This is a genomic window from Citrobacter sp. Igbk 17, from assembly GCF_028069775.1.
GTDB lineage: Bacteria > Pseudomonadota > Gammaproteobacteria > Enterobacterales > Enterobacteriaceae > Citrobacter.
In genome coordinates this window covers 232,207-245,742 of sequence record NZ_JANEWI010000001.1, presented here as the reverse complement: position 1 = coordinate 245,742, position 13,536 = coordinate 232,207, and the positions used below count along the sequence as shown (strand labels likewise).

Sequence of the window (13,536 nt, the reverse complement as noted above, 5' to 3'; positions counted from 1 at the left end):
GGCAATGCCGGATGGCACTACGTTTATCCGGCCTACAACGTACTACGCGATGCATACCCTCAATACCCTATATATAAAAAATAACGAGGACAACATGAGCGACACAACGATCCTGCAAAACAGTACCCATGTCATTAAGCCGAAAAAATCCGTCGCGCTGTCCGGCGTCCCCGCCGGAAATACGGCGTTGTGTACCGTTGGTAAAAGTGGTAACGATTTACACTATCGTGGCTACGATATTCTCGACCTGGCGCAGCAGTGTGAATTTGAAGAGGTTGCGCACCTGCTGATCCACGGAAAATTGCCTACCCGCGATGAGCTCAACGCCTACAAGAGCAAATTAAAAGCGCTGCGTGGCTTACCTGCTAACGTGCGTACCGTGCTGGAAGCGCTGCCGGCAGCATCACACCCAATGGACGTCATGCGCACCGGCGTCTCCGCGTTAGGTTGTACGTTACCGGAAAAAGAGGGGCATACCGTCTCTGGCGCGCGCGACATCGCTGACAAACTTTTAGCCTCACTTAGCTCAATCCTTTTGTATTGGTATCACTACAGCCACAACGGCGAGCGCATTCAGCCGGAAACTGACGATGATTCGATTGGCGGCCACTTCCTGCATCTGCTGCATGGCGAAAAGCCGTCGCAAAGTTGGGAAAAGGCGATGCATATTTCGCTGGTGCTGTACGCCGAGCACGAATTTAACGCCTCCACCTTTACCGGCAGAGTGATCGCCGGTACTGGCTCAGACATGTATTCCGCGATTATCGGGGCGATTGGCGCACTGCGCGGCCCGAAACACGGCGGAGCCAACGAGGTATCGCTGGAAATCCAGCAGCGTTATGAAACACCGGATGAAGCCGAAGCGGATATCCGCAAACGTGTGGAAAACAAAGAAGTGGTTATTGGCTTTGGACATCCGGTGTACACCATTGCCGACCCGCGTCATCAGGTTATTAAGCGCGTGGCGAAACAGCTCTCTCAGGAAGGCGGTTCGCTGAAAATGTACAACATCGCCGACCGTCTGGAAGCGGTGATGTGGGAAACGAAAAAAATGTTCCCTAACCTCGACTGGTTCTCGGCGGTCTCCTACAACATGATGGGCGTCCCCACCGAAATGTTCACACCGCTGTTTGTCATCGCCCGTGTTACTGGCTGGGCGGCGCACATTATCGAACAGCGTCAGGACAACAAAATTATCCGTCCTTCCGCCAATTATGTTGGCCCGGAAGATCGCGAATTCGTCGCAATTGAAAAACGTTGCTAATGCCAAACCTCTAAAGATAAAAAAACAGGAAATGTACCCTATGTCTGCACATATTTCGAACGTTCGCCCTGAATTTGACCGTGAAATTGTTGATATCGTTGACTACGTTATGAATTACGAGATCACCTCAAAGGTGGCGTATGACACTGCACATTATTGCCTGCTTGATACCCTCGGCTGCGGCCTGGAAGCGCTGGAATATCCGGCCTGTAAAAAGCTGTTAGGGCCGATTGTGCCGGGTACGGTGGTGCCGAACGGTGTTCGTGTACCGGGCACTCAGTTCCAGCTCGATCCCGTTCAGGCGGCATTTAATATCGGCGCGATGATCCGTTGGCTGGACTTCAACGACACCTGGCTGGCCGCTGAATGGGGCCATCCTTCCGATAACCTCGGCGGTATTCTGGCGACGGCTGACTGGTTGTCACGCAATGCGGTGGCGGCGGGAAAAGCGCCGTTAACCATGAAAAAAGTGCTGACCGGCATGATTAAAGCCCACGAAATTCAGGGCTGTATCGCGCTGGAAAACTCCTTTAACCGCGTTGGACTTGACCACGTCCTGCTGGTGAAAGTCGCCTCGACCGCCGTTGTTGCCGAAATGCTCGGATTGACCCGCGATGAGATCCTCAACGCGGTGTCGCTGGCGTGGGTCGACGGACAGTCGCTGCGCACCTATCGCCATGCCCCGAATACCGGCACACGTAAATCCTGGGCTGCTGGCGATGCCACTTCACGTGCCGTGCGTCTGGCGCTGATGGCGAAAACCGGCGAGATGGGCTACCCGTCTGCGCTGACGGCAAAAACCTGGGGCTTTTATGACGTCTCCTTCAAAGGGGAATCGTTCCGCTTCCAGCGCCCGTACGGCTCATACGTGATGGAAAACGTGTTGTTTAAAATCTCCTTCCCGGCCGAGTTCCACTCACAAACAGCGGTTGAAGCGGCGATGACGCTGTATGAACAACTGCAGGCGGCGGGTAAAACGGCGGCGGATATCGAAAAAGTGACCATTCGTACGCACGAAGCCTGTATTCGTATCATCGATAAAAAAGGTCCACTGAATAACCCGGCGGATCGTGACCACTGCATTCAGTATATGGTGGCTATCCCGCTGCTGTTCGGACGCTTAACCGCAGCTGATTACGAAGACGGTGTGGCGCAGGACAAACGCATTGATGCGCTGCGCGAGAAGATCAATTGCTTCGAAGACCCAACCTTTACCGCGGACTATCACGACCCGGAAAAACGCGCCATCGCAAACGCCATCACCGTGGAATTTACCGATGGATCACGTTTTGAAGAAGTTGTGGTGGAGTACCCCATCGGCCACGCGCGTCGTCGTCATGACGGGATGCCGAAACTGGTCGAAAAATTCAAAATCAACCTGGCGCGTCAGTTCCCGACCCGTCAGCAGCAGCGCATTCTGGATGTCTCCCTGAACAGAGCAAGCCTGGAGCAGATGCCAGTCAACGAATACCTTGATTTGTTCGTTATCTAAACCTGCGTGCGGCAAGGCGTAAGTTCAACAGGAGAGCATTATGTCTTATAGCGATTTTTATCAGCGTTCGATTACGCAACCTGAGTCGTTCTGGGCCGAGCAGGCCCAGCGTATTGACTGGCAGCAGCCGTTTGCTCAGGTACTGGATCATTGTCATCCACCGTTTGCTCGCTGGTTTTGTGGCGGGACGACGAATCTGTGCCATAACGCCATCGACCGCTGGCTGGAGAAACAGCCTGACGCGCTGGCGCTGATCGCGGTTTCATCGGAAACCGAAGAAGAGCGCACATTTACCTTTCGTCAGTTGTATGACGAGGTAAACGTCGCGGCGGCGATGTTGCTGTCGCTGGGCGTACAGCGCGGCGACAGGGTGCTGGTTTATATGCCGATGATCGCCGAGGCGCACATTACGCTGCTGGCCTGTGCGCGGATTGGGGCGATCCATTCCGTGGTATTTGGCGGATTTGCCTCGCACAGTGTGGCGGCGCGGATCGACGATGCCCAGCCAAAGGTCATCGTATCGGCGGATGCCGGGGCGCGCGGCGGCAAGATCCTGCCGTATAAAAAGCTGCTCGATGATGCAATTGCGCAGGCTCAGCATCAGCCGCGCCATGTGGTACTGGTTGATCGTGGCCTGGCGAAAATGGCGTGGGTTGAAGGACGCGACCTCGACTTTGCCGCGCTGCGCCAACAGCATCTCGGCGCACGCGTGCCGGTGGTCTGGCTGGAATCGAATGAAACCTCCTGCATTCTCTACACGTCCGGTACAACCGGTAAACCAAAAGGCGTGCAGCGTGATGTCGGCGGTTATGCGGTAGCGCTGGCCACCTCGATGGACACCATTTTTGGTGGCAAAGCGGGCGGCGTGTTCTTCTGCGCGTCGGATATCGGCTGGGTGGTGGGACACTCGTACATCGTCTATGCCCCGTTGCTGGCGGGGATGGCGACAGTGGTGTACGAAGGGTTGCCAACCTGGCCGGACTGCGGCGTGTGGTGGAAAATCGTTGAAAAATACCAGGTCAGCCGGATGTTCTCGGCACCGACCGCCATCCGTGTGCTGAAGAAATTTCCGACCGCGCAGATCCGGAATCACGATCTCTCCTCGTTGGAAGTGCTGTATCTGGCCGGCGAGCCGCTGGATGAACCGACGGCAAGCTGGGTAACCCAAACGCTGGGTGTTCCGGTTATCGACAACTACTGGCAGACCGAATCTGGCTGGCCGATTATGGCGATTGCCCGTGGGCTGGACGACCGACCGTCGCGCCTGGGCAGTCCTGGCGTGCCGATGTACGGCTACAACGTGCAACTCCTCAATGAAGTGACTGGCGAACCTTGTGCTGCAAATGAGAAGGGGATGCTGGTGATTGAAGGGCCGCTGCCGCCGGGTTGCATTCAGACCATCTGGGGCGATGACGAACGCTTTGTGAATACCTACTGGTCGCTGTTCTCCCGCCAGGTGTACGCCACCTTTGACTGGGGCATTCGTGACGACGACGGGTACTACTTCATTCTGGGGCGTACGGATGACGTGATCAACGTCGCCGGGCACCGGTTGGGCACGCGCGAGATAGAAGAGAGTATCTCCAGCTATCCGAACGTAGCTGAGGTAGCGGTAGTGGGGGTGAAAGATGCGCTAAAAGGGCAGGTGGCCGTCGCGTTTGTCATTCCAAAGCAGAGTGACAGTCTGGAAGACCGCGACATTGCGCATTCTGAAGAGAAGGCGATTATGGCGCTGGTGGACAGCCAGATTGGTAACTTTGGCCGCCCGGCACATGTCTGGTTTGTGTCACAATTGCCGAAAACACGCTCCGGAAAAATGCTCAGGCGTACGATCCAGGCGATCTGCGAAGGCCGCGATCCTGGCGATCTGACCACCATTGACGATCCGACATCGTTGCAGCAAATCCGCCAGGCGATCGAGGAGTAAGGCGTTTCCGGATGGTGGCTTCGCCTTATCCGGCCTACGAAACCGCGTACCGTAGGCCGGATGAGCGCCGCGCCATCCGGCGCAGAGTTAGCACCAACTCAGCTGATAATGATAACGCCCTGCGCTCAACTGAAATTCCGGCGACACTGAAGGGCTCCACGAATCATCCCCGCCGACGCCCATATGGAAACCGTCAATGTTGAGCCATGTTCCGGCTTCAGGCTGCAGCAGGTGACGATGGCTGGTTTCCATCAGTTGCTTCTGGCTGTAACGGCTGATGTTGAACTGGAAGTCACCACGCCACAGGTGCGTCCCGTAGCGTAATTCGCGTGTCCCGCAGCGCAGGCCGTTTTCACTCGGGAAGACGTACGGCGTATACATCTCATCCAGCGTCAGTTCCCAACGATCAAAACAGGCAGCGCTCAGGCGATCCGGGTAGTTCTCGTGCGGCCCAAGGCCTAACCAGTTCACCCGTTCAGCCACCTGCGCCAACTGGCAGCTCAGGCCGATACGCGCCGGGTGCGGCGTGCCGTTGGCTACATCGACATCCACGGTAATCTGCATCTCGCCGTGGCCGTCGAAATGATATGACTTACGGCTGACGAACAGCGTTTCACCCTGATACTGCCAGGCATGCGCGGTGGTGATAAGGATGCTGTTCGACAGCGCTTCGGCTTCGCATTGCAATAGTAGTGGCTCAGCATGGTAATGGCCTGCGGCCTTCCAACGTTCGACCCAGGCATTAGGATCGATGCGCGTGACTTCGCTGATGCCGATATCGTTATCCAGCGGCGCGCGGGTAAACTGATCGATTAACGGCGCTAACAGTTGTGCTTCTTCGGCCAGCCAGTATTGTGTCAATAAACCTGTCTGGCGGCAGAATTCCCAGCGTTTATCGCTGACGATTACCGTAAATGTATCATCGCGGGTCGTCAGCTGTGGCGCTGTGTTGGCGCGAGGTTTAAGCGCCAGGCTGAGTTTCTCTTCCAGCTTCCACTGCTGCCAGGCACTGATATGCCCGGCGTCTGACCACGCAGTAGCCTGGGGTTGTTCCACGCGAACCGTCAGCCACAGCTGGCCTGCGGTTTCCGGCATCGGGATAGCCGGCAGGGTGATCAGCTGGCGGCCCTGTGGGGCGATATTCAGAGCGATTTCTCCGGCGGCCAGCGGGTTGCCGTCCTGGGTGATGGACCAGTGCAGGATTTCGTTATCGCTGCGGCGGAACAGGTATTCGCTGCGAACTTCAATCTGGCGCTCGTCACCCGGTAACAGCGTAAACTGGAAAAACTGCTGCGCGTGTTTGGCCTCATACAGCGACGGATGCGGCGTGCGGTCGGCAAATACCAGTCCGTTCATGCAGAACTGGCGGTCGTTCGGTGTGTCGCCAAAATCCCCGCCGTAGGCTGACCACGGATTACCGTTGTCGTCATATTTAATGAGCGACTGATCGACCCAGTCCCAGACGAATCCTCCTTGCAGACGCGGATACTGGCGGAATGCCTGCCAGTATTTGGCGTAGCCGCCGAGGCTGTTACCCATCGCATGAGCATATTCGCAGAGGATCAGCGGGCGCAGCTCGCCGGGCATCGACAGCCATTTTTTGATTGACCATTTGGGGACCGCCGGGAAGGGCTGATCCTGGTCTACGCGGGCGTACATCGGGCAAATAATGTCGGTGGCTACGGTATCCGCGCCGCCGCCTTCGTACTGCACAGGGCGAGAGGGATCTTCCGATTTCAGCCAACGATACAGCGCGTCGTGGTTCGCGCCGTGACCGGACTCATTGCCCAATGACCAGATGATGATACTTGGATGATTGCGGTCACGCTGTACCATGCGCGTGACGCGCTGGCTCATGGCAGGAAGCCATGTAGGGTCGTCGCTCAGGCGATTCATGGGCACCATACCGTGGGTTTCGATATTGGCCTCATCCACCACATACAGGCCGTAGCGGTCGCACAGGGTGTACCATAGCGGGTGGTTTGGGTAATGCGAGCAACGCACGGCGTTAAAGTTGTTCTGTTTCATCAGGATGATGTCCTGCACCATCGTCGCTTCGTCCATCACCTGACCGTTTTGCGGGTGATGTTCGTGGCGGTTAGCACCACGAATCAGCAGCGGTTGACCATTCAGCAACAGCAGGCCGTTTTCGATGCGGACCTCGCGGAAGCCGACGTCACAGGCCTCGGCTTCAATCAGCGTACCGTCAGCAGTATGAAGCTGCACCACGGCGCGGTACAGATTAGGCGTTTCGGCACTCCACAACGCCGGGTGTTGAACGTTGAGGCGCAGCGTAGTGCGATCGTGATAAGCGCCGCGTTCATCAACAATCTCGCTGCCGGGCGGTGAGGTGAGTTCGCCAACCAACGTTTCGCCGTTCCACAATTGCAGGGTTACGCGTACATCTTCACGCACGTCGCCTGCTATCCGGACTTCCGCTTCCATCACCGCGCGGCTGAAATCATCATTAAAGCGGGTGTTGATACGTAGGTCACGGATCTGTGTTGTGGGTTTATGCAGCAAAGAAACGTCGCGAAAGATGCCGCTCATGCGCCACATATCCTGATCTTCCAGATAGCTGCCATCGCTCCAGCGCAGCACCATGACGGCCAGGCGGTTTTCGCCGTGCAGCAGATAATCGCGAAGATCAAATTCAGACGGCAGGCGGCTGTCCTGACCGTAGCCGACCCAACGACCGTTGCACCACAGATGAAACGCGGAGTTCACGCCGTCAAAAATAATGCGCGTCTGACCCTCATCTAACCACGCATCTTCGATATGAAATGTGAGCGAGTAACACCCGGTAGGGTTCTGCGTCGGAACAGCGGGCGGATTGACCGGGAATGGATAGGTGATATTGGAGTAGATTGGCGCATCATAACCGCTCATCTGCCAGTTAGACGGTACGCAGAGGGTATCGGCCTGCGGTAAATCATGCTCAAGCCAGCTTTCTGGCACGGCCTCTGGTGCGGAAAACCAGGCGAACTGCCACTCGCCATTTAACGAAATCCGTTGGGATGAAGGCCGGTTGTTACGGGCATCATCCACGCAGCGCCAGCTACAAAATGGTGGATGTGCCTCCAGACGGTTTATCTGTGTGACGCCGGGGTTTTCCCAGTCACGGCGCGCCAGTACGGCGGCGAGTGAGTCCGAGCTTAGAGTCATAGCGGTATCTCATGTTTGTTATTCGCTCACAATTCAATAAACATAAGGCGTGCGGTGAGATGCTGTAAAGCCGGGCGGGTTTAATGGGTGAACTGACTCACAGTAATTAGCGTTCGCCGGATGGCAGCAGAGAGACCTGACGCGCCAGTTGCATCAACGACTCCGCCAGCATCTGTGGCGTGGCGGTTTGTGTGTCAGGCGGCAGTACGGTTTTCCGTTCGACCAGCGTGACCGGCAGCAGCAGATTGCCGGGGGCGGACATGCCCTGCGTAAGCTGCAACAGCCTGTCGACGCTGGTCTGTCCGAGCGTGGGGAAATCCTGCCTGATGGTGGTCAGCGGCGGGATGTAGCAGGCACTGTCTTCGGTGTCGTCGTAGCCGATCACGGAGATGTCCGCTGCAACTCGCAGGCCAGACTCGCTGATTGCCCGCATTGCGCCCAGCGCCATTTGATCGTTGGCGACCAGCATGGCAGTTGGAATGATACCGTCGTTAAGCATGTGCATGGTTTGATGAAAGCCGGACAGGGCGCTCCAGTCACCTTCACGTTCCGCAATGGGACGTAGCTGATAGTGAGCCAGGTATTTATGCCACCCGCTATGCCTTAACCTGGCGGAGACCGATGAGTGCGGCCCGGACAGCAGGGCAATGCGCTGATGTCCGTGTTGAATCAGATGTTCAACGCCGAGTCGCGCGCCGTCATCATGGGAGAAAACGATGCTATTAATCGGCACCTGGTCAGAGACATCGAGAAACAATACGGGCACCGTGCCGCAGGTGGCGGCGACCATCATGGCGTCTTCTTCATCCAGCGGATAGTTGATGATAAGCCCGGTTACGCGTTGAGAAAGCAGGTTGTGTATCGCGGCTTTACACGCCTCAACACCACTACGCTCAACCATGGCGATCACCACGCTGGCGCCGGACTGGTCGGCGCGGCTTTTTATGGCGGCCACAATTTGCGAGGGGGCATGCAGAGCAAGATTCGATGTGGCGACACCAATTAACGGCGTCTGTTTGCCTGCCAGCTGCTGCGCGACGCGGTTAGGAATGTAATTGAGCTCCGCCATCGCGGCCTCAACTTTTTGCCGGGTTTTTGTGGAAACGTGGCTGGCCTGATTTACGACGCGTGAGACGGTCTGGTAAGAGACGCCTGCATGGTCTGCGACATCGTATAGCGTTACCGGTTTCACATTGTTCACCCTGATCATGACGTTATCCACGCGCTATCATGCCACAGCGCAGACTATTTTTGGCTATTTGTGGTCGGGTTCTGCGAGTTGCATTCCAGGGACATGAATTGGGCGCTGGCAGGTCAACAGCCTTTATGCTTAACATAATGACAGAACAGCAGAAAAGTGAGGACATCGTGAGCGATGCTGCGGCAAACAACATTCTTTCTATCTATCGGCGTCATGCGGAGGCTTTTGCCCGCCAGCGTTCGTGCGCGCTGTTTGAAAAAAACTGGCTGGATAAGTTCATCGCGGTGATGGGCGGGCAGGGTCATATTGTGGATATTGGCTGCGGAAACGGCCAGCCGATTGCCGGTTATTTTATCCAGCAAGGTTTGCAGCTAACGGGGATTGACGGCTCGGCGGCGATGCTGGCGCGTGCCCGGCTCGCCTTTCCCGGGCAGCGCTGGCTGGAGCAGGATATGCGCGAGCTAACGCTTGATGAAACCTTTGACGGTCTGATCGCCTGGGACAGCTTTTTCCATTTAACCCAGTTGGACCAGCAAAAGATGTTCCCCATTTTTGACCGCCTCAGCCATCCCGGCAGCGCGCTGATGTTTACCAGCGGTACGGACAACGGCATCGCCATGGGACAATTTGAGGGCGAGCCGCTGTTTCACGCCAGCCTCGCGCCTGATGAGTACCACGCATTGTTGTCGGCGCACGGCTTTACGGTGATAGAGAGGGTGATGGAAGATCCGCTCTGTACCGGGCACACCATCTGGCTGGCGCAAAAAAGAGGTTAGTCGCCGCGAAAGGTTTTACGCCATTCAGCCGGACTGACGCCGAAGCGGGATTTAAAATGCTGCCGCCAGGTGACGGGAGAGAGAAAACCCACCTGTTCGGCAATGCGTTCAACGGGTAACTGACTGGACTCCAGCAGGATCTGGCTGCGGCGCAGGCGCTCGGTAATCAGCCATTCCGCCACGCTTGACCCGGTGGCCTTCATAAAATGACGGGTCAGCGTGCGACGACTCATCATTACCCGCTGCGCCAGAACGTCGAGATTATGCGGCTCGTGGAGATGTTGGCGCAAATAGTCGAGCAGGGCGTTGATGCGTTGATCCTGGGTATTTTTCGCGACCGGTTGTTCGATAAACTGGGCCTGACCGCCCTCACGATGCGGTGGCACAATCATCCGGCGGGCAATCTGATTCGCCACCGTGCTGCCAAAACGCTGGCGGATCACGTACAAACAGCAATCCAGCGCAGCGGCGGTACCTGCCGAGGTAATTATGCCGTCGTCATCCACGTACAGTGCGTTGATATCCAGGTGGGCCGCAGGAAAGCGCGCCTGAAAATCCTGCTCGAACTCCCAGTGTGTGGCTGCTCGTTTACCATCCAGTAACCCCGCATAGCCGAGGACAAACGCCCCCAGGCACAGCCCAACAATCTGTGCGCCGTTTTGCCGCGCACGGTTGAGCGCATCAAGCAGGCTTTGTGGTGGACGATGCGCGGTGGTGCCCCAGTAAGGGATTACCACGATGTCGGCTGCCTCCACCGCTTCATAGCCATGGGTTGCGGTAACGGAGAAACCATCCTGCGAGGAGATGATGCCCGGTGTTTCGGCGCACATCTGTACCTCAAAGCGCTTTTTCGCCGCCATTTTGTCACTGAAAATGATGCACGGCACCGAGAAGTGAAACGGGCTGAAATCTTCCACGGCAACAATGGCAACGTTAAGCGGCTGCATACGATTCCTTTGTAGAGATTAAAATGTCAGGGTTTCCCCATCTTCCGGTACGTGGACACATTGCGCAATCTGGTTGTCGCGGGCGTATTCTTTCAGAGCCGCGCGGGTCAGAAGACAGTGGTTAATCGCCTCCATATGGGTCGCCACAATTTGTGCTTCGGGTAGTGTGAAGTGGGTTTTCAGCACATCTTCCGCGCCCATGATAATTGGGCCAAACCCGATGACGTGCGCAAAACCCGCATTCAGAACCACCACGCCAGGCTGGAAAGTATGCATGTTGGCTTCCACCTCGTCTCGCCAGAGGGTGTCCCCGACCAGATACAACGTTTTTTCCGCCGGATGCATAAAGATAACGCCACAGGCATCACCCAGGCGCTCTGCCATTTGTGGAATGGCATAGGCGCGATCTGAGCCGTGCTGGCCGCCGGTTTTACGCAGGGTGATAGCGCCGACCACGGTATTGTGCGTCAGCACGGTGAGTTGTGTGAAACCCTGCTCCCGCAGCACGTGTGCATCATGGTCATTTTGCACATAGATTGGTTTGTCTTTCGGCACGACTCGAGCGGCAGCCTCGTCCCAGTGATCTTCATGCAGATGGGTCACGATAATCGCATCGACATTTAGCAAGGTATCGATGTCGATGGGCAGATCGACGGTTGGGTTGCGAATTTCGGCACGTGCGGTTCCGGCAAAACCCGGATATGCGCCTTTCGCGGCCAGCATAGGATCGACCAGAAAAGTCATTCCACCAAAGGTGATGCGCTGTGTGGCATTACGGATTTGCGTGATGTTCATGGTGTGCGCTCTACGTGTTGGGTTAGTGGTGTCATCGTAGAGTGTTGTCCAGAAGATGAATGTGGGCAAATGGGCGACTAACGGTGGGATTGGGCCAATAGGCGGGTCATTGAACGTAACAGGAGAACGTATTTAATTGTGGACCGGGCAATTTTCCTAAAAAGCAATAGGAAAGCGGTTACAAATTGAATATCACCGTGTCATTTATTTACATTTTGTGCCTTTTAACCTAGTTTGCTCATTTTTTAACAGCCATGATGGATTATGGAAAATGGGGCTGCGGGTGAAGATCAGGGACGTCGGGATTACTTTTTTACTGTCAGGGTGGGCTCTGTTATTGACCACCACGGGGCACGCCGCGCCTTTATCTCCTGCCGATCGCAGTTCCGTTCAACAACAGCAGCAGCAATTGCTTGATGAGAATCAGCGCCAGCGCGAAGAGTTAGGCCGTAGCGTGATCCTCCCTGAATCAGAAAGGTCAACGCTTCCTGCCACGCCCTCTGGTGCCTGTTTTACGACCTCTCGTATCGATATTGAGGGGGCAAACCAGTTATCACCCAAAGCCGCCAGAAAATTAACCGCGCCGTGGGTGAATCAGTGTCTGGACATCGCTCGTCTGACGGCGCTGACGAACGCGATTTCTGACTGGTACATCAGCCGCGGTTTTATCACCAGCCGTGCTTTTTTAAACGAGCAGGATCTCTCCTCCGGTGTGCTGCACATTGCGGTACTTGAGGGAAAATTGCAGGAGATTCGTCTCGAAGGTGTCCCGTCACGCACGCTGAAAATGACCTTCCCGGGACTGGAAGGAAAAATCCTTAATTTGCGCGATCTTGAACAGGGCATGGAGCAGTTGAACCGGGTTCGTCAGACGCCAGTGGAAATAGAAATTTTACCCGGCAGCCAGCAAGGTTTCTCGATAGTTAACCTGACGGCTGCCCCTGAATTCCCCGTTAACGGCTCCGTCAGTTTTGATAACAGCGGACAAAAGAGTACCGGTACCGGACAACTGGGCGGGGCATTATTTTTCAATAATATGCTTGGGCTGGCGGATAAATGGTTTATCAGCGGCGGGCGTAGCAGCGATTTTTCCAGCAGTAAAGATGCGCAGAACGTTGCTGCTGGCGTGAGTGTTCCTTACGGCTACGGATTGCTGGATTACAGCTACAGCTGGAGTAACTACCTCAGCACTATTGATAACAATGGCTATGCCTGGCGTTCGACTGGCGACAGTGAAACCCATCGTCTGACCGGCTCCTGGGGGCTGTTTCGCAATGGCGATATCAAAACCGTGGCTGCGCTGGGCCTGACCCATCGAATAAACCGCAATAAATTGAACGAGGTATTGCTGGAGACCAGCAGCCGCAAACTTTCCAGTATTTCACTGGGTATCAACCATACGCAAAAAATCGCCTCCGGTGTTGCCACGTTCAACCCCACTTTTACCCAGGGGGTGCCGTGGTTTGGCGCAGAGAATGACAAGAATAAACAGGGTGATGTTCCGAAGGCAGAATTTCGCAAGTGGAGCGTCAGCGGCAGCTTTCAGCGACCGCTGACAGAGAATCTGTGGTGGCTGAGCAGCGTCTATTTTCAGTGGTCACCGGACCGGCTTTACGGCAGCGAACGCCTGACGCTGGGCGGTGAAACATCAGTACGTGGCTATAAAGAACAATACATTTCAGGAGATAACGGCGGCTACTGGCGTAACGAAGTGAATTATTCGCTGTTTACGCTGCCGGTATTCGGACAGATTGGCGCGATGGCGGCATTTGACGGCGGCTGGCTGAAACAGGATGGCTTTGATCGTTATGCCTCCGGCACGTTGTGGGGGGCCGCGCTGGGATTAACCAGTTCAGGGCGCTGGTTCTCCAGTCAGTTTACCGTAGGAATGCCAGTGAATTATCCGGACTGGCTGGCACCGGATCATCTCAATTTGTATTACCGCATGGCCGTGGCATTTTAAGGAAGC

At 55.7% G+C, this 13,536-nt stretch carries 9 protein-coding genes; 5 read left to right on the top strand and 4 right to left on the bottom strand.

All coding sequences use genetic code 11. The features are described from left to right. Nucleotides 1-94: 94 nt before the first annotated feature. Genes prpC through prpE form a run of 3 tightly spaced genes read left to right on the top strand, consistent with a single transcriptional unit; the run spans nucleotide 95 to nucleotide 4,683 of the window. A complete protein-coding gene (prpC, locus tag NNO08_RS01085) occupies nucleotides 95-1,264 on the top strand; it encodes a bifunctional 2-methylcitrate synthase/citrate synthase (protein WP_137384460.1) in 1,170 nt (389 codons plus the stop codon). Nucleotides 1,265-1,304: 40 nt separating this feature from the next. Continuing rightward, nucleotides 1,305-2,756, top strand: coding sequence for a bifunctional 2-methylcitrate dehydratase/aconitate hydratase (locus tag NNO08_RS01080; protein WP_137384461.1), 1,452 nt, complete (start codon nucleotides 1,305-1,307; stop codon nucleotides 2,754-2,756). A 40-nt stretch (nucleotides 2,757-2,796) separates the two neighbouring features. Then, the gene (prpE, locus tag NNO08_RS01075) at nucleotides 2,797-4,683 is read left to right on the top strand and encodes a propionate--CoA ligase (RefSeq protein ID WP_271455994.1); all 1,887 of its coding nucleotides are present in this window, start codon (nucleotides 2,797-2,799) and stop codon (nucleotides 4,681-4,683) included. Nucleotides 4,684-4,770: 87 nt separating this feature from the next. On the opposite strand, the gene NNO08_RS01070 is transcribed toward prpE, so the two are convergent. After that, a complete protein-coding gene (locus tag NNO08_RS01070; protein ID WP_271455993.1) occupies nucleotides 4,771-7,848 on the bottom strand; it encodes a beta-galactosidase in 3,078 nt (1,025 codons plus the stop codon). A 106-nt stretch (nucleotides 7,849-7,954) separates the two neighbouring features. Next, nucleotides 7,955-9,049, bottom strand: a complete 1,095-nt coding sequence (locus NNO08_RS01065) for a LacI family DNA-binding transcriptional regulator (protein WP_271456011.1) — start codon at nucleotides 9,047-9,049, stop codon at nucleotides 7,955-7,957. Nucleotides 9,050-9,174: 125 nt separating this feature from the next. Here NNO08_RS01065 and NNO08_RS01060 point away from each other — a divergent pair, with 125 nt between their 5' ends. Further along, on the top strand, nucleotides 9,175-9,825 hold the full coding sequence (locus NNO08_RS01060) for a class I SAM-dependent DNA methyltransferase (RefSeq protein ID WP_271455992.1): 651 nt from the start codon (nucleotides 9,175-9,177) through the stop codon (nucleotides 9,823-9,825). Here NNO08_RS01060 and NNO08_RS01055 read toward each other — a convergent pair. Together NNO08_RS01055 and NNO08_RS01050 are read right to left on the bottom strand one after the other, a co-directional pair. After that, the gene (locus tag NNO08_RS01055; RefSeq protein ID WP_271455991.1) at nucleotides 9,822-10,772 is read right to left on the bottom strand and encodes a GlxA family transcriptional regulator; all 951 of its coding nucleotides are present in this window, start codon (nucleotides 10,770-10,772) and stop codon (nucleotides 9,822-9,824) included. The two genes, NNO08_RS01060 and NNO08_RS01055, sit on opposite strands and share 4 nt — an antisense overlap. 18 nt (nucleotides 10,773-10,790) lie before the next feature. Then, a complete protein-coding gene (locus NNO08_RS01050; RefSeq protein ID WP_271455990.1) occupies nucleotides 10,791-11,567 on the bottom strand; it encodes an MBL fold metallo-hydrolase in 777 nt (258 codons plus the stop codon). A gap of 271 nt (nucleotides 11,568-11,838) precedes the next feature. Here NNO08_RS01050 and NNO08_RS01045 point away from each other — a divergent pair, with 271 nt between their 5' ends. Next, the gene (locus tag NNO08_RS01045; protein ID WP_442870770.1) at nucleotides 11,839-13,530 is read left to right on the top strand and encodes a ShlB/FhaC/HecB family hemolysin secretion/activation protein; all 1,692 of its coding nucleotides are present in this window, start codon (nucleotides 11,839-11,841) and stop codon (nucleotides 13,528-13,530) included. The last annotated feature ends 6 nt before the right edge of the window (nucleotides 13,531-13,536 follow it).

Bases quoted from the DNA above. Each gene is read 5' to 3' on its own strand.
- NNO08_RS01070 (WP_271455993.1), bottom strand. From the start codon at position 7,848: ATGACTCTAAGCTCGGACTCACTCGCCGCCGTACTGGCGCGCCGTGAC.
- NNO08_RS01080 (WP_137384461.1), top strand. From the start codon at position 1,305: ATGTCTGCACATATTTCGAACGTTCGCCCTGAATTTGACCGTGAAATT.
- NNO08_RS01055 (WP_271455991.1), bottom strand. From the start codon at position 10,772: ATGCAGCCGCTTAACGTTGCCATTGTTGCCGTGGAAGATTTCAGCCCG.
- NNO08_RS01050 (WP_271455990.1), bottom strand. From the start codon at position 11,567: ATGAACATCACGCAAATCCGTAATGCCACACAGCGCATCACCTTTGGT.
- prpC (WP_137384460.1), top strand. From the start codon at position 95: ATGAGCGACACAACGATCCTGCAAAACAGTACCCATGTCATTAAGCCG.
- prpE (WP_271455994.1), top strand. From the start codon at position 2,797: ATGTCTTATAGCGATTTTTATCAGCGTTCGATTACGCAACCTGAGTCG.
- NNO08_RS01045 (WP_442870770.1), top strand. From the start codon at position 11,839: ATGGGGCTGCGGGTGAAGATCAGGGACGTCGGGATTACTTTTTTACTG.
- NNO08_RS01060 (WP_271455992.1), top strand. From the start codon at position 9,175: ATGCTTAACATAATGACAGAACAGCAGAAAAGTGAGGACATCGTGAGC.